At 35.1% G+C, this 16,489-nt stretch carries 17 protein-coding genes; 5 read left to right on the forward strand and 12 right to left on the reverse strand.

Annotation, left to right across the window (positions count from 1 at the left end):
- Nucleotides 1–20 precede the first annotated feature (20 nt).
- Together SCI76_RS05810 and SCI76_RS05815 are read left to right on the forward strand one after the other, a co-directional pair.
- Nucleotides 21–1,214 carry a Ger(x)C family spore germination protein gene (locus tag SCI76_RS05810; protein WP_063246975.1) on the forward strand — a complete coding sequence of 398 codons (1,194 nt, stop codon included), beginning with the start codon at nucleotides 21–23 and terminating at the stop codon, nucleotides 1,212–1,214.
- Between the two features lie 19 nt (nucleotides 1,215–1,233).
- Entirely contained in the window at nucleotides 1,234–2,337 is a 1,104-nt protein-coding gene (locus SCI76_RS05815; protein ID WP_168760582.1) for a GerAB/ArcD/ProY family transporter, read from the forward strand.
- A gap of 9 nt (nucleotides 2,338–2,346) precedes the next feature.
- On the opposite strand, the gene SCI76_RS05820 is transcribed toward SCI76_RS05815, so the two are convergent.
- From SCI76_RS05820 to SCI76_RS05830, 3 genes are all read right to left on the reverse strand, one after another.
- Nucleotides 2,347–2,559: a hypothetical protein gene (locus tag SCI76_RS05820; protein ID WP_226313283.1), complete on the reverse strand. Its 213-nt coding sequence runs from the start codon at nucleotides 2,557–2,559 to the stop codon at nucleotides 2,347–2,349.
- A gap of 1,129 nt (nucleotides 2,560–3,688) precedes the next feature.
- Nucleotides 3,689–4,387, reverse strand: a complete 699-nt coding sequence (locus tag SCI76_RS05825; RefSeq protein WP_168760580.1) for a polysaccharide deacetylase family protein — start codon at nucleotides 4,385–4,387, stop codon at nucleotides 3,689–3,691.
- A gap of 1 nt (nucleotide 4,388) precedes the next feature.
- Nucleotides 4,389–5,588 carry an MGDG synthase family glycosyltransferase gene (locus tag SCI76_RS05830; protein WP_034265055.1) on the reverse strand — a complete coding sequence of 400 codons (1,200 nt, stop codon included), beginning with the start codon at nucleotides 5,586–5,588 and terminating at the stop codon, nucleotides 4,389–4,391.
- A 465-nt stretch (nucleotides 5,589–6,053) separates the two neighbouring features.
- Here SCI76_RS05830 and SCI76_RS05835 point away from each other — a divergent pair, with 465 nt between their 5' ends.
- The gene (locus SCI76_RS05835; protein ID WP_328179992.1) at nucleotides 6,054–7,346 is read left to right on the forward strand and encodes a VTT domain-containing protein; all 1,293 of its coding nucleotides are present in this window, start codon (nucleotides 6,054–6,056) and stop codon (nucleotides 7,344–7,346) included.
- Between the two features lie 136 nt (nucleotides 7,347–7,482).
- Here SCI76_RS05835 and SCI76_RS05840 read toward each other — a convergent pair whose 3' ends face one another.
- From SCI76_RS05840 to SCI76_RS05860, 5 genes are all read right to left on the reverse strand, one after another.
- On the reverse strand, nucleotides 7,483–7,722 hold the full coding sequence (locus SCI76_RS05840; RefSeq protein ID WP_048018629.1) for a hypothetical protein: 240 nt from the start codon (nucleotides 7,720–7,722) through the stop codon (nucleotides 7,483–7,485).
- 434 nt (nucleotides 7,723–8,156) lie between these two features.
- Nucleotides 8,157–8,615, reverse strand: a complete 459-nt coding sequence (locus SCI76_RS05845) for a GNAT family N-acetyltransferase (RefSeq protein ID WP_033578571.1) — start codon at nucleotides 8,613–8,615, stop codon at nucleotides 8,157–8,159.
- Nucleotides 8,616–8,637: 22 nt separating this feature from the next.
- On the reverse strand, nucleotides 8,638–9,429 hold the full coding sequence (locus SCI76_RS05850) for a phosphotransferase (RefSeq protein ID WP_165635757.1): 792 nt from the start codon (nucleotides 9,427–9,429) through the stop codon (nucleotides 8,638–8,640).
- A gap of 236 nt (nucleotides 9,430–9,665) precedes the next feature.
- Entirely contained in the window at nucleotides 9,666–10,442 is a 777-nt protein-coding gene (locus SCI76_RS05855; RefSeq protein WP_048018627.1) for an SDR family oxidoreductase, read from the reverse strand.
- Nucleotides 10,443–10,580: 138 nt separating this feature from the next.
- Nucleotides 10,581–11,321: a bifunctional 2-polyprenyl-6-hydroxyphenol methylase/3-demethylubiquinol 3-O-methyltransferase UbiG gene (locus SCI76_RS05860; protein ID WP_275211341.1), complete on the reverse strand. Its 741-nt coding sequence runs from the start codon at nucleotides 11,319–11,321 to the stop codon at nucleotides 10,581–10,583.
- A gap of 283 nt (nucleotides 11,322–11,604) precedes the next feature.
- Here SCI76_RS05860 and SCI76_RS05865 point away from each other — a divergent pair, with 283 nt between their 5' ends.
- Both SCI76_RS05865 and SCI76_RS05870 read left to right on the forward strand, forming a co-directional pair.
- Nucleotides 11,605–12,444: an alpha/beta fold hydrolase gene (locus SCI76_RS05865; RefSeq protein ID WP_168760574.1), complete on the forward strand. Its 840-nt coding sequence runs from the start codon at nucleotides 11,605–11,607 to the stop codon at nucleotides 12,442–12,444.
- A gap of 232 nt (nucleotides 12,445–12,676) precedes the next feature.
- The gene (locus SCI76_RS05870) at nucleotides 12,677–13,264 is read left to right on the forward strand and encodes a DUF4825 domain-containing protein (RefSeq protein WP_048018625.1); all 588 of its coding nucleotides are present in this window, start codon (nucleotides 12,677–12,679) and stop codon (nucleotides 13,262–13,264) included.
- A 41-nt stretch (nucleotides 13,265–13,305) separates the two neighbouring features.
- Here the strand turns inward: SCI76_RS05870 and SCI76_RS05875 are convergent, their stop codons facing one another.
- From SCI76_RS05875 to SCI76_RS05890, 4 genes are all read right to left on the reverse strand, one after another.
- Nucleotides 13,306–13,719 carry a YjdF family protein gene (locus SCI76_RS05875; RefSeq protein ID WP_033578565.1) on the reverse strand — a complete coding sequence of 138 codons (414 nt, stop codon included), beginning with the start codon at nucleotides 13,717–13,719 and terminating at the stop codon, nucleotides 13,306–13,308.
- 324 nt (nucleotides 13,720–14,043) lie between these two features.
- On the reverse strand, nucleotides 14,044–14,274 hold the full coding sequence (locus SCI76_RS05880; RefSeq protein ID WP_048018624.1) for a hypothetical protein: 231 nt from the start codon (nucleotides 14,272–14,274) through the stop codon (nucleotides 14,044–14,046).
- A gap of 252 nt (nucleotides 14,275–14,526) precedes the next feature.
- A complete protein-coding gene (locus SCI76_RS05885; protein ID WP_168760572.1) occupies nucleotides 14,527–15,216 on the reverse strand; it encodes an alpha/beta fold hydrolase in 690 nt (229 codons plus the stop codon).
- 165 nt (nucleotides 15,217–15,381) lie between these two features.
- A complete protein-coding gene (locus SCI76_RS05890; RefSeq protein ID WP_176344782.1) occupies nucleotides 15,382–16,305 on the reverse strand; it encodes a LysR family transcriptional regulator in 924 nt (307 codons plus the stop codon).
- Between the last annotated feature and the right edge of the window lie 184 nt (nucleotides 16,306–16,489).

A 16,489-nucleotide genomic window follows, 5' to 3' on the forward strand; every position in this document is an offset into this window, starting at 1 on the left:
AAGATGAATGAGGATGAAAAATGAAAAGTTACCTTTCACTTTTATGGATTACTGCCCTTTGTTTATGTGTTTCAGGGTGTTCGAATTATCGAGAATTGAACCAAATAGGAGTCATTATAGGACTGGGAATTGATGAGAATAAAAATTCGGAAGAACCCTATAAAGTAACCTATCAGATTATTAACCCAAGTGGTTTGTCACAAGGCAGTTCGTCGGGAGGACAGGGTCTTCCTGTCATTAACTACACAGTAACTGCCAAATCGTTAGTGGAAGCATTAAAAAAAGCCTCTGTCGTCATTCCAAGAGAACATATTACTTCTCATCTTTCGCTTATCGTCGTAGGTGAAAAGTTAGCAAGAAATGGTCTTAGCTTATTATTTGATGCCTTGGATCGAGGCAAACAAGCTCGTACAAGTATTCCAGTTTTTATTGCGCGTGATGGAACTGCTGAGAAATTGCTTGGTGTGATTGAACCTTTTGAGGTTACTCCAGTCAAAAGTATCCTAAGTACAACCCAGAACAATCAAAAAATGTATGGAATAGTTAGTAATGTACAAGCATATGAAGTTATTTCTATGCTTTTGAGTGAGGGAAAAGATCTATCTCTTCCTGGAATCAATATTAACAAACCCTCTCAGCAGTCAGAAGAAGCAGGCAATTTAGAGAATACCAGCCCAAGTGCTATGCAGGTAAAAGGATTAGCTATGTTTAGAAAAGGAAAATTAGTTCGATGGCTGGATGGGGATGAGGCTCGATCTGTTCAACTTGTTACGTCTGAAGTGAAGAGCACAGCTCTTGTTTTCCCTTGTAATATAAATGAGAATATCACAGTTACAGCGACTGGAATAAAAAGTGAAATAAAAACAAAAATCCGCCGTGGACAACCTTTTATTCATACAGATCTGAATGTGATGGGAGAAATTACGGAAACATCATGCCAAAAAGATTTAAGCAACCCTAAGGTATTAAAAGAGTTGGAAAAAGAAGTCCAAAATGAACTACAAAAGGAAATTACAAAAACTATTAGCATCGCACAAAAAGAAAAGGCAGATATATTTGGCTTTGGTGATAGCTTATCTCGAACCAACCCTAGTTATTGGCGTCAGCATAAACAGAATTGGGAGAGTCTATTTTCAAGTGCGAAGGTATCGATGAATGTGAACGTCACTATCGTAAATACCGGAATGCGTACAAATCCTTATGAGGTAAATTAGATGAGGAGCTGAAAAAGCATTGACTAAAATAAAAATCGATGGGTTTCAATTATTTTGTATGATGTTTATCTTTATATTAGGCAGTACGTTGCTTTTAGATATAGGAAAGGCTGCTAAGCAAGATGCATGGATCGTTCCCTTTTTGGCTACTATTTTTGGATGTGCACTGTATTTAGTCTATATCTCCCTATATAAGAGATACCCTAATATGCCTTTAACCGGCTATCTTATTAAAATCTGGGGTAAATACGTAGGCAGTGCTATCAGCTTTTGTTATATTATATATTTTGTTTATATTGCTTCTAGAGTACTACGTGATTTTGAAGAATTACTAATTAGCTCTTCTTACTATGTTACATCGATTATTACGCTCGGCATATGCATGACCTTTGTGTTAATTTATAGTATTCACTTGGGAATAGAAGCATTCGCACGAGTTACATGCTTATGTTTTGTTGTTATTTTACTGACTCTTTTTATATTAAATGTTTTGTATGTAGTAGGAGGTTATATCAAAGTGGAAAACCTTCAACCCGTATTAGCAAATGGATGGGGAAACATAGGGAAAGAGTTAGTCCCTCTTGGCATTACTGTCCCTTTCGGAGAATTGATTACCTTTACTATGCTTCTTCCTTATTTGAATAAAAAAAGTCAGGCTGCAACAATTGGACTATCCGCCATTATAATAGGAGGGATTGTCTTAACCATTAATTCAATTATTCTTTTATGTGTACTTGGACCAGAGACTGTTTTAAGATCTTCTTTCCCAGCTCTTACAGCTGTGAGTTACATTAACATAGCCAGTTTTATTCAAAGGCTGGATACCTTTATTCTTATTCTCATGGTCATTTTAGGTTTTGTTAAAATATCCATCTATTTCTTTTGTGCCGTGATTGGGGCAACTGATTTGTTTCGTATGAAACCTTCTGTTGCAAACATTTATCTAATTGGTGGTGTTATTTTTTTCTCCTCACTGATGATTGCTCCTAGCTACCAAGCTCATATAAATGAAGGGCTCAAAGTTGTTCCTTATTTATTACACCTCCCTTTTCATATAGCAATTCCTATACTATTGCTGATTACAGCATATATTAAGCAAAAAATAAAGCCTACCCTTTCATGACAAGGGAGGCTATTGTTTTTTTAAAACAGGAAAAATGCTAACAGTAACGAACAACAAAGCAAATAAAACAATCAAAAAATAATCTTCTCCACGTGCAATTACAAAATATTGTTTTAGGTTATAAAACGATTGAAACATATAGTTTCCCTGAAAAACGTCGATGAATACAATAAGAGCATAAGCCCCCAGCAAAATACATAAGGATGAAATTATTTTAGCCATTATATCAGCCTCACCTTTTTCTTTTAAATTGCGGTAAATAATATAAAAATATACAAGGCGTCCATGAGATTTAATACTATTTATTGAATAATGAAAAATAATTGATCTTCTGCAAAGCAATCTGTTATAAAAAATTTAACGTAACAAGAATTTTAAAAATTCACCTACAAGGAGCTTTATTTATTTTAATGCACGGCTCTATTTTTATAGATTCTCATGAAGTAGTACAAGCCAAGCAGAAGTAATCCTACATTTGTATAAACATAAAAAATAGACCCATACCAAAAGTTCTTTTGAGCCAATGAATCAAAAAAATAATGCAAAAAGTGGTATAGCGCTACATAGATTAAACAAAGACTCCATAAAATATTTTCTTCTCTAGAATAAATCTCTCTTAGTAATAAAAGAATGATCCACCAAAACACAAGTATTGATGATGTACTGAGTAAGTTAATTGGGTAAGTCTTATAGTAAAAAGAATACGCGCTGCTATAAAATAAAAGCATCGATAGTAACAACATGAATAGTGGCTTTCTAGAGTGCTTATTGGTGATAAAAAAGTACAAGCCAATTAAAATGGCCATAAAAAAATAAATGTAATTCAACAAATTCCCCATCTCAAACCTCAACATTTTTATAATTTAATACTATGATATTTACGTTTCTCATAAAATCTTTTATGTAGTAGGTCAAAAACACAGCATCTTATGCTTCCTTGCCTCCTTTATGTGTACAATACCCAAAGATAGCATTTCCAAAAGAAACTCCAAAAGCGGTTGAAAATGCTGTTAAAAGATCAAAATTAGAGGTAAACAGCATATTAATTATTACGTTTCCTCCAAAGAAAATTTAAAAATATACCAAGAATTTCAAAATAACTTTTTTCAAGAACTACCCTACTTCTATAGATGTCGTTTAGATTGACTGCTGATTCAACACAGAATTTAAAAATCACGAAATTATAAATATAGCCAATATATGATTATATTACCATATATTTTTACTGACTATAAAAAAGAACCTCTTTAAAATAGAGGTTCTTTTTATAACAGAGAAGATATTTAGTTAGGGTAATGACAAGAATTAAAATGTCATTTGTGAGCTTTAATAAATATAGTTCTCTTACTACTTATAGCTTCTCTACCAATTCATCAACACGGACACAAGTGAATCCTTTCGTTTTCACTGTTTTTAACACATCTCTTAACGCATTAATTGTATTTCTTGGAGCTTCAGATTCCGCCCCTAGCGTATCACCGCAGTCGTGCAGCAAAATCACGTCCCCACCTTTTATATTTGCTAGGCGCTGTTTAATCTTTTCGCTTCCGCCAGAGGTTCGCCAATCTTCCGCCATGATTGACCATAGAATAATCTTATATTTACCTCTTTTGATAAAATCGAAAAGATTAAGCATTCCCCAAGGCGGGCGATAATATATAGGCTCGACTCCCGTGATAGCTTCAATCACCTTGGCTGTATCCTTCAGTCCTTTTTGAACTTTCCAAGGCGACATAAACCAGTTGGAGTGATGTACGTAGTTATGAATTCCGATTAAGTGGCCTTCATTATGCATTCGCTGAATCAGTTCAGGGTACTTTTCTGCTTTGGTACCGACCACAAAAAAGGTTGCCTTCACCTCATTTTTCTTCAATAAATCAAGAAGTATCGGCGTATAAATAGGGTTCGGACCATCATCAAACGTAAAAGCAATTTTCGATAAATCCCTTCCCCTTTTAACTACGTTTACTCCTAGACCACGTGATAGGAAATACGGAATAACGGTGTATAATAAAATTAAAAAAATAATAGCAGAAATCATGAACTCCATATTATATACTCACCTCTATCTCCTTTTGCTTTTGTATTGTTCTATCATTTACGTTGAGTAATGGACTACGTCTTGCTGCTTCGACAATGACATGGAGAGCGTCTATGGATGACGTTTTAGTTTGGTATTTTTTTATTCTTTGTTTCATCCATTTTAAAGGTGCTGAATCATGAACCAGATTTTCGACCCGCGCAACCAACTCTTCTTCTGTTTTTACAGAAAGTGCGAATCCTGAACGACATAAATACTCTGCATTGTCTTCTTCTTGTCCGGGTAACGAATGGTAAATTAATATGGGTAAATCCATCGCCATTGCCTCAGACGTTGTCACTCCCCCCGGCTTGCTGATCATTAAATCTGAAATAGCCATTAATTCTTCAACCTTTTCACAATATCCCAAAATTCTCACGTCATGCTTCGAGTCTTTTAATTCCGACTCTAATTGTGTTTTTAACTTCTTGTTTTTACCGCATACTATAAAAAGTTGCATCGGTGTAGAAATGGATTCTAAGGCCTTAAAGGTTGAAAGTCCTTTCCCAAAAAATCCGTCGCCCCCTCCCATGATGAGCAGGGTGAATATATTGGGATTAATCATATATTTTTCTAAGAGAAGATCCTTTGGAAGAACATCCATAAATCTTTTCCGTACAGGTATTCCAGTGTTTTTAATTTTATCTGCCTCTACCCCTAACGCAATTAATTGATCACGCAATCGAGCAGACCCTACCACATATTGATCTGTAGAGGAATGAATCCAATAAGAATGATCCGTATAATCTGTGATGATGGTTACCGCTGGAATATCAATTAACCCTTGCTCTTTTAATTTTGATATAATTCCCGCGGCAAATGGGTAGGTACTAACCACTACTTTCGGCTTTATTTCCTGTATGATTTTAAGCACGGTTTCCATACCCGATAAAAAGATCGAATTTAGCTTAACGGAAAAAGAATTTTTCACACGAGTTTTTTCATACAAAAAGCTATACACTTGTGGAAACTTCTTAATTCCTTTTTTATAAATATAATGGCTGATTGGATAAAGGTTGGGATGAACCCACTCCATGATATCAATGGTAATAGGCTCAGCATCAGCAACGACATTACTTACTGCTTCACTTATCGCATTTGCCACTTGTTTATGTCCTTCTCCAAACGTAGCGGAAAGAATTAAGTATTTATCCCGTTCACGGTTATTCATGACTTTTCCCTCCTTGTAGTTTGTATGCTTGTGCTGTGGGGTAAAACTTAGACTTTTCAGCACATCTTTTTGTTCTTTTGTTTAGGCGATTAAAGAATTGCTCTGCTGATAAAAAAGGAATAATGGGTAGTTCCCCTTTTTAATCGATTTGTAGGGTATATCTTTTCTTCTTTTTCGTTACATAGATTGGTTAGGAACTCCTTACACTATTTATTAGAAAAACAAACAGTCTTAAGTTGAGCTTTCAAATAGCACATTTTCAGTCTACGTTTTGTAATTAAAAATAGGCTAAAAATAACATTAAAAATTAATGAAAAATCCAGTTTTTTTAATAAATAGTGCTACATTAAAAGAAATACAAAGATGAAATTAATCTTTTCACCTTTGTATTTCAATCGCATGTAAGCATATTCGCCTTACCGACTGTGCTTTAGATGCATACATACTATGAAAGAAGGACAAACCATGGATTTTATCACATCTTATATAAATCAATACGGATATATCGTGCTGTTTCTAGCATTGATGCTGGAACTTCTTGCACTTCCTCTTCCAGGGGAGCTGCTCATGGGCTACGCTGGGGTTCTTGCTTTTCAAGGACATTTGAGCTGGGTGGGAAGTATCTTGGTGGCTGGTATGGGAAGTATGGTTGGAATGACCATAGCCTACGGGGTAGGTTATAGGTTAGGGACTCCCTTTTTTGATAAATACGGAAAAACCCTTCATATGGGGCCAGAGCGAATTGAAAGAATGTCAAAATGGTTTGGTGTACATGGAAACAAGCTGTTGATTATTGCTTATTTCCTCCCAGTTATTAGACATATTACAGGATATTTTTCAGGAATTACTCGGCTTCCCTTTCGTACGTATGCACTGTATGCCTATAGTGGATCATTTCTTTGGGTTACCACATTTATTACTTTAGGAAAGTTATTAGGACCTCAGTGGGAACAGTTTCATCATTCTATTAAGAAGTATTTTGTCATTGGGCTGATTGTAGCTGTAAGTTTGTTCGCAGCTATTTACATTTATAAAAAGTTCAAAGTAACGATTAAAAAGATAGCAATTAATTGCCTCAAGTGGATAGTAAACGCATTTCATACGCGGAAACGGGCGGGTCTTGTTTTTATATTTACAGCATTAGTTACATTAGGGTTTATTCTGCTTATGATTGGAATGACGCAAGACTTTATCGCAAACGAGTTTGGAGATTTTAACAAAATAACGAGTTTATTAATAACAGCTCTTTTTAATAAAGATTGGAATGTACCAATGCGGGTGTTTTTCATGCTAGGATCTAGGGAAGCTCTGGCAACATTGATTTTCTTTACACTTGTATGGATTTTATGGAAAGGCAGAGATAAAAAAATTGAATTATTATCTCTGGTAGTTGTTGCAGGCGGCGGCGAGCTATACGAAGAAAGCCTGAGACGAATGTTCCATCATTTCTCCCCTATTAGAAAATCGTTGATAGAACAGCTTTCATACACCTTTCCAAGCGAGCAGTCTTTACTGGCTTTTGTTATTTATGGGTTTGCTGTATTTATGCTGGTTCGACACTCTAAAAGATTGTGGGTTCCTACAGTAGCACCAATAGTGGCCATTCTTATTTTATTGCTTGTTGCCATTAGTCGTTTGTATCTGAGCATACAATACCCCAGTGACATTGCAGCAGGATATGTATTTGGAGGAGTATGGCTAGGGTTAAACGTTTTGCTTCTTGAAACCTTCCGTCTTATGAAAGGTATTAATCTATAAGTGATACTGTCAAAAAACTTATTTCTGATGTTTCCTATGAGAAAAAACACCTCCAAGTGATTGCTCGGTACCTCATACCCAGTTATCAGCTTGAAGGTGTTTTTTATTTATATAAAATCAGAGCCTGTCCAAATTATTAGCAATTACGTTTTCTTAATCTGCGAACGCTGATACTTTCTAAACTAGTCGTATTTCTATTACCTGAATTATCTTCCCATACTAAAAATCCGCCTTCTGCTCGAATAAACGTACCATTTCCATCAAGCTGTCTTCCAGCAGAAAAAACTTGAATTTTATCTCCTCTTCGAAAATTATCTACTATAGAACGAGATTGAGATTGAGATGTACGACGATCTCCACTACGACGTCCTGGCATAACTCCACCTCCTTATACACTTATAGTACATACTATGAAGAAAGCAAAAATTGGTATAAGCAAAACGCGTAAAAGTATAAAAATATTTTATAAAATAAAAATTTGGCTATACCTGTCTTTAGTATTTCTGCAGGGTTTCTTACATTTATCCACAGTCCCATGAGACCTCTGAATCTCTTTCATCTTGTAACGTAACCTAGATTCAGTGAGTATAAAATACATAAAGGGATGTTTAAGGTGTTTGATGTATATAGTCTGAGAAGTCTTCTTTTAGACATAAAAAAAGAATCCTCCATGAAAAAGAGGATTCAACAGGGTAAGTAAGAAAAAGAAATATACATGCATGTTCCTGGGGGGCTACGCTTGTATAATCAACTTATACCCGCTATTCACTGATTGAAACAGCTAAAAACATTTTATAAAAAAATTGATAGTTAACCTATTAAATTAGCCCTATAGATTCTTGAACTACTCCCCCACGGATGATAACCATCGCCTATATATGAAAAGTCATACTTTTCATAGTATCCAACGTAGTCGGTGCATAAATAAAGATTATCAAATCCGGCATTTTTCGTATCTTCTTTCAGCTTTAAAAGAAGTTGCTCACCTAAGGATTTACCTCGATAACTTTCTTCAATGTAAAGAGAACACACCCAGGGCCATAAATCCATTCGACTTATAAAATCGTTGGTGATAAGCCCTGCGCAGCCGATAATTCCTCCTTCGTCTTCTAACAGGTACCAGACTGGAAGACAACTATTTGTGTTTAAGCTATGTATAATACAGTCTTCGTAAAGCTTTAAATTCTCTTTACTCGCCCACTTACGCTGAGTATATTCAATAGCTTTGTCTTTGTACTCTACCTGTTCTCTAATATTAATAATTCGCATGACAAGGGCTCCTCTATTAAAATTAAATCCATTCTTTTGTATGTTCATAAATGAATTTGATATCGTTTTGATAATGCTCAAGATGCCCTTCGTCTATCATTTTTTGAAACGCAATATCACCTTCACTAGCTTTTCTTGTAATTGTTTTACATAACCCCTCTAATCGCAGCAATACCATTTCCAAATAACCTTCTTGTAATTCTTCGCCATAAGATTCAAAAAATAATTTCACTCTTCGCTTTCTATCTTGAGCATGCTGTGATGAATTATAATGAATTTTCTCACCTGTTTCAGAAAGATAAAATCTACTCAAAGGGACGCACGTATAAAGAGTATAAGCAATGTCCCAAAGTCTTGGCCCAGGTGCAGCAACATCAAAATCAATAATTCCTATTGGTCTCTCATCATTAAAAATAATGTTGTATATAGCAAAATCATTATGACATAGTATTTCAAATGGTTTAGGCGTGTTATCTATTGATTTCCAACTGTCATCAAATGAAAAATCACTCACTGAATCATGATAAAGACGGAGCATTTTTCCTATTTCTATCAAAACAGCATCGGACCACATATATTTCTTCAAGGGATAATTACCAGCTTCACCTTCAATAAATGACAAGACCTCTCTCCCTTTTTCGTCAATGCCTAAAAATTTTGGTGCATAAGTAAACCCCTTGTTTTCTAAATGCTTTAATAGCTTATGAAATTTATGACTATCTGATTTTAATTCTCGTCGTACGGTATTTCCCGAGCGGTAAACGTTAGAAACATTCCCTCCTGTTAGTACTTCTTCGTCCTTAAAGCCTGACATATAAATATTCCCCCTGAATATACCCGATTTGTCGTTAATAAGTGAAAGTGATAAAACATTTACCACAATGATATACCTTATTTCACCATCTATTTAGGACAGCCCGTACTTTTCCCTTCATAGCCCATTAATGTTACTTTACATTATAAAAAAAGAATCTTCATTCGAAGATCTTTTTGACTGCTTATTTCATACAAAAATCCGCTAAAAAAGTGGGAGACCGCTACTATGTTAAATCACCAAAAGCCACCATCTGAGTGGATAATTTGTCCGGTAATCCATTCTGCTTCTTCGCTTGCTAAAAAAATAACTAATTTTGCGGCATCCCGGGGCTCACCAAGTCGACCCATTGGGAACTTCGGCAGTAAATCTTCCTTCAACTTACTGCTCATCCACCCAGTATTAGTTGGTCCAGGATCTACAGCATTAACAGTAATTTTAAGAGGTGCTAATTCAATAGCAACTGATTTAGTAAATGTAGAAACGGCACCTTTGGTGGCAACATAAGCCAAATTGCCAGGCTCAGGTGACTTATCTTGACCTGATACCATATTAATAATTCGACCGCCATGCTTGCCTTCGATTAGACGTGCAAACTCAACAGTTAAAAGACATGTTCCTCTAACATTCACGTTATAATGAGCGTCGAGAACATCAGCATCTATCGAACGAAAATCTACGTCTACAGAATGTGTTGCATTATTTACAAGGATTGATGGAGAACCCAGTTTGGTTTGAACTGTATCAAGCAGTTTTCTTGATGCATCGGGCTGTGATAAATCCAATTCCATCGATTCACATCGTACTCCCAGACTGCGTATCTCCTCAATCAGATGCTTCGACCAATTAAAATCATCCTCATTACAATAATCCATTAAACGATCATAATTTGACCAATGAGTGAAAAAAATATCTGCCCCTTCTTTAGCTAACTCCCTGCATATTTCAGTACCAATACCTTTTGCCCGACTAGCACCAGTAACAATCGCAATTTTATTTATTAATCGCTTCATAAAGCATCTCCTCATGGGAACGCTGAATTTATATGCTCACCAATAGCACACGATTTCAGCAATCCTGTATATGTATATTAATCTATCAAGTTGTAATGAATGAAAAAGGTAATCAAAGTTTAAATGGTATTACAATGTCTATATTCTGCACTCATAGACAGAGAATGACATGCCTTCTCCGTAGCCATCTTTTACTTCATGAACAGTAAGATTGTTAAATCCATTAGAGCTAAGGATACGTTCAAATTCTTCTGAGCCATAAAGTCGAAGAGGGAAATCCATTATCTCCACCTTTTTTGTCTTATTTCCTTGAAGGAGTTCATATCGTATCTTCGTGTTCAAAGAGCTCGTTCTTTTATCGTAGAAGCTCTTTTTATAAACAATAACGGTTTCTTTATTGAAAGATACTCTATTCGTTTCAGTCCAATCTAAAAGTTCTTCAATTTTATTCTTTTTCTTTATAATAGTTAAAAGTACTTTACCATCGTCTTTTAAAACTGCTTTCATATTTTGAAGACTCTTAACAGCTACATCATCTGCTAACAGAGAAAAGGAACCAAAAGGTATTATAATAAGATCATACTTTTTGTTGCTTTTAAAATCCTCGATGTTTTGATACCATACATTTGGTTTAAGATTTATTCTTTCAGATTTTTCTACACATGCTTTAAGCATATCTTTAGAAATATCGAACCCTTCAATATCAATTCCTTTTTGCATAAATGGAAGAAGCATTCTGCCGTTCCCGCACATCGGTTCTAATACTTTCATATTTTGACCTTTGACAAAGGAAAGGTAAAACTCAAGCTCTTTTTTATTTGCAGCGGATTTATCAACCTCGTACAACATTGTGCAGAGCTCTCCATAGTAATCATTCATTCTCGTTTTCACCTCACATAATTAATTAGTCTTCCATACGTGCATTCAACTTTCCTGCTCTATTCTAGTCAATATAGAACTTATTACAGCTAGTAAACTCTCGGTCTCTAACAGTTTATGCTCGTCCTCTCCCCTTAGTTTTGGTTATATTTCACTCTTTGGTAAAGAGATAGGCGAAATAATCGATTCCCTAAATAAAATTCAAAAAGGAAATAACCTCATTTTAGAGAACTGAATAAAGAGCTGCTTTTCATTTCTCTAACACTTAAGAGGAGGTACACAAATGAATGAACAAATACTAAAAATAGATAAAGTAGAGATTTGCACAGAAAGTTTTGGGAACCCTAAAAATCCGGCTATTCTTTTAATAATGGGAGCAATGTCCTCGTTAGATTGGTGGGATGAAGACTTCTGTCTTCGCCTCGCTGAAAGGGAGAGATTTGTTATTCGTTACGACCATCGTGATTTAGGCCAATCTACCACTTATCCGCCGGGTACTTCTAACTATACAATAACGGATATGACTGATGATGCAATTGGCGTTTTAGATGCTTATTCTATAGAAAAAGCTCATATTGTTGGAATGTCGTTGGGCGGGATGATAGGTCAGATTCTTGCTCTTAGATATCCAAAACGCATAGATTCTCTTACTTTAATTGCATCAAGCATTTTTGGAACTGAGGCGGAAAAATTGCCTCCAATGGACCAGCGTATACTTGATTATCATACAAAAAGCACTTCCATAGACTGGTCAAATCAAGAGGAAACCGTTCACTACCTTGCAGGTGGATGGAAAACGTTAAGTGGGACAAAACCTTATGAAAAGGAAAGAATGTATAAGCTAGCAAAAAGAGAAGCTGCCCGGTCCAAACAGCTGCCTAGTAGATTTAATCATGCTTTACTTCAAGGAGGAGGCCAATATTACGACAGGTCGAGTGAAATTAGCACACCTACGCTGATTATTCATGGAACAAAAGATCCGGCACTGCCTTATGAACATGGACTTGCGCTTGCAAAAGCTATTTCTCATGCTAAATTAATAGCTCTTGAGGGTACAGGACATGAAGTTCATAGTGAGGACTGGGACCAAATTATCGAAGCAATTGTAGGGATTAGCTCTTAAAAGTAAAAAAAGAGAAATGAAGACTTCAAAGCGCTTTTTCAAGAAAGCTTTGGGGTCTTTTCATATTTCAAAATTCCTTTCTTCTACTAGCAGTTGACAAAAACGTTTTCTATAGCAAAGGGTATTTTGTACAAAAGGACCTACACCTTTTCAAGACAGCCTATTTACGATACACTAATAATTCATGAAATATCCACATAAGGGTATTAAAGTAAGAAAATGGAGGCTTTTTATGAAATATTTTAAGGTATTTTTTTGTTTAATCTTATTACTCCTAGTAGGCATAACCGGCTGTTCTCAAAAAGAAGAAGTTACAAGCATTAATACTGTTGATGTAAAAAAGCTTAAAGAGCGTAGCGGAACTTATGTTGGAAATAATTCTAACGTGGTAGCTATCGTAAGGGACTTGCCTGGAGGAGAAACATTTAAAGAAATTGATTTACATAATAAAACGCTAAAAATAACGTATGGTACTAAAGCGGGCTCTCTTTCAGAAGATGAAACGTTAAAATATTGGTTTGACGGTAAGAATACATTGGAGAAAAACTTTCTTTACAATGCTATTTATTTAGCAATATTAGTGCCTAATGCTCAAGGTTACAGTTTTAAAGTAGACAATCAAAAATTCTCAGTATCTAGAGAAGAAATGGAAGAGTTTATTTCTGGCAACATTAAAACTTTACCGGATAGTAATAAATTATTTGATAAAGAAAAAGCACAGCAATTTATAGATGATAATAAAGAAAAGATAAATAAAACAGTTAAATCGGCAGCTATTCGAGAACATTTTTTTAAGAATGTTCCGATAGTAAAGGAATAACAACAAATAAAGAGCCGTAAATAGGGCTCTTTATTCGTACTCTATTTACCTTTGTGCTTAGCTTTCGCCTTTAGTTTCTTCATCAAATATTTTTGTTCCTTTAGTTCTTCACGGTATTGCTTAGATTTCTTTTTTCTACTTTTTTTCTTTTCTTCGTACTCTTGTTTCATAGCCTCTTGAGCTTTAGTAGAAATACCAATTTTATTTACTTCTTTTGCTACTTGGCGCTGTAAACGTTTTGGGTTGACCTTTTTATTAGATTTTATTTTCACATCAAGACCTGAATGAATCGATTGGTTAATCAGATTTAACAATTTGTGATGAATAAAGTCTAATATCTCTGTATCTTTTGGTTCTGCTCCAAATACATAACGAAATGCTTTTAATTTACCGCCTTCTACAACTTCAATAATTCCTATCCAAAACTGACCATCATGGTAAATCGTTAATGACATAACGATTCCCTCCTCTAAACATACTATGAAATGATGGACATCCCGAGGAGGGGAAGGTTACTGACATTGATACATATCAATGCATCCGGACTACCAACCGAATTGTGTTTTTACATTCCACATACAAATTTTAACATACAAATATTCAATATAAGTGCTTTTTCTTTTATTTTTCACCGAAATTAATCGTGAAAAATAAAGGTCCCTCCATAATAAATACTGGAATTACTACAAAAGAAATCAAACTAAAATATTTTGCGTTCCTTTTTAATTATTATCCTTTAACATAAGGTAATTAATCAGTAGAAAAAAAGTTTAGGTGAATCACTCCAAGCTCTTTTTCCTATAAAGAAAGAACCCTATTATCGCCCCCAGTACAGCTATCACAATACTAAAGCGAATTAGATGAATAATAAAATCAATAAGGTTTAAATAGGTTGTTTCTGTTACACCATCACCGACTGATTCAACTTCTTTATATGGAATCACAAAGAAACCTAATGATCCTCCTAAAATAAGGCCGTAGAAAAAACCTTTTTCTATAAATTTCAACAAGAAACTCTCCTCCTTTCAAAAATGCTCATCTAATGAGTTATAGCACTCTCTATAACTCATTAGATGAGCATTTATTTATCTTCCACAAAAATTATTTAATTATGAATTTTATTACATATAATCTATATATTAACATATATACAGGTTAAAAGGGAGACTAACGTATAGTCTCCCTTTCTATAAAAGTTTAATAACTTTTAAAAACTCTATTTACTTAACCAAACTTTCAAATTAAATAAAAGCTCCAGAAAGTCAAGAAGCAAGGAAGCTTTTCACAGCAGTTAAAAAAGCGGATAAGTTTCCTGCGTGCACCTCATGTCCAGCCCCTTTTATCGTTACTAATTTACAATTTGGAATGCGCTTAGAAACTTCCTGCAATTTATCTTGAGGGATATGGCTGGATCCTCCTCCTATGATGAGAGTAGGTGCAATTATCTCTGTAAGACTTCCCCACCATTTAGGATTGGGGTTGTTTAACTGTTGAAGGATTGAAGGTACAACCTCCCAGTCAAAAGGTAAAGAACCAGGCGGTTTGGCAGGAATTTCGAACTTTTCTCCTGTAAAAGGTGGAGGAGTGTCTTCAACAATCAATTGATCTACCCTTTCTGGAAATGTTTCAGAAAAAAGATAGGACACCGTACCGCCCATAGAATGCCCAATCAACGTAAAGCGCTCCAAATTCATGGCATTTACGAACTGAAGTAAGTCATCACACATAAGTTCAAACGTATAGGTGCCGGTTCTTTCACTTCCACCGTGTCCTCGCTGATCTAAAGCTAAAAATCGATATTCCTCTCCTAATACAGCCGCTACTTCATCCCACGACTCTGCACTCATTCCCAAAGCGTGAAGTGCAATAATAGCGGGTGCCGAAGCTTCGCCCGACTCTCGATATTGAAATGTTAAACCATTTAGTTCAATTTGATTTACTCCCATTTTCAAATTAACTCAACTCCTAACTCAGATTTCACCAATTAAAATCTAGTTTATTAAGGTTCATCTATATATTAGTGAAGAAATGAAGATTTCCTTCACCTCTTATCTTATTAGGAAAGATATTAGATTATTTTATGTATCCTGTGTAATTCTTTAGTCAGCATAATGTACCTAGAGATTCTTACTTTCAATCCCCTTATACTTTAACCCAAAAGTACTACAAGCCAATTGAATAAAAGATTGTAAAGGAAGAGACATAAATTTATCTTTATGCCAAAACATTTGTGTATAAAGAGGCGTATCAACTTTAGTACAAGCCAATTCTTTTAATATGCCGTTCTCTAGCTCTCCTCTTACTACTACTTCGGGCAATATGGCAATACCTAAATCTAGCATAACGCATTGCTTAATAGCTTCTACGCTTACAAATTCAAATTTAGTTGATGTACAAATACCCGCCTCACGAAACAAGTTTTCCAATACTACACGATATGAACATCCTGATTCGGTATACAAAAGAGTCTCATTCTCAAGATCTTCTAAGTAGATTTCCGCTTTATCAGCTAAAGGATGCTGAGGAGAAGCAATAATTTTTAAGTTTTCTGCAACAAGACATTGCGTATGTAGATTTGCATCATGATGCTGAATAGGCTCCATTGTGAAGGCGATATCAAGAGTTCCGTCTAGCAGCTGCGCTCTTGTTTGTGCTTGAGAGTAAATAGGCTTAAAAATCATTTTAACCTTTGGAAATTGATCCTTAAACTCTTTTAATATTGGAGGCAATCTATATGTACACTGACTTTCAGAAGACCCAATAATAAGTGTACCGGCAGGTTCCTCCACTCCACTTACAGCATTTTTTGCTTCCTTAGTCAGTTGAATCATTTTATCGGCGTACCTTTTAAATTCTCTGCCTGCCTCTGTTAAAACCAAGCGCTTTCCGAGACGTTCAAATAAAGGCGTTTCAAGTTCATTTTCAAGAGCTTTTATTTGAGCGGTAACGCTTGATTGAGCAAAGTTTAAAATTTTAGCCGTATAGGTAAAATTTAAATTTTCTGCAGCTGTTTTAAATGTAATCAGTTGTTTTATTTCGATTTTCCTCACCTCTATATAATCGGATATTCCGATTGATTCAATCGGAATGTTCATCTGTAACGATCATTAATTTCATTATAAAATATGGTAAATCAAACCACAACATACTAAATATAAAGAGATAAGGGGAAATCATAATGACTATAAAAAAAGAAAATACAAAAGAATCAATTAGCCTCACGCA

It is taken from the genome of Priestia sp. HNGD-A6 (assembly GCF_045784335.1).
Lineage (GTDB): Bacteria > Bacillota > Bacilli > Bacillales > Bacillaceae_H > Priestia > Priestia zanthoxyli.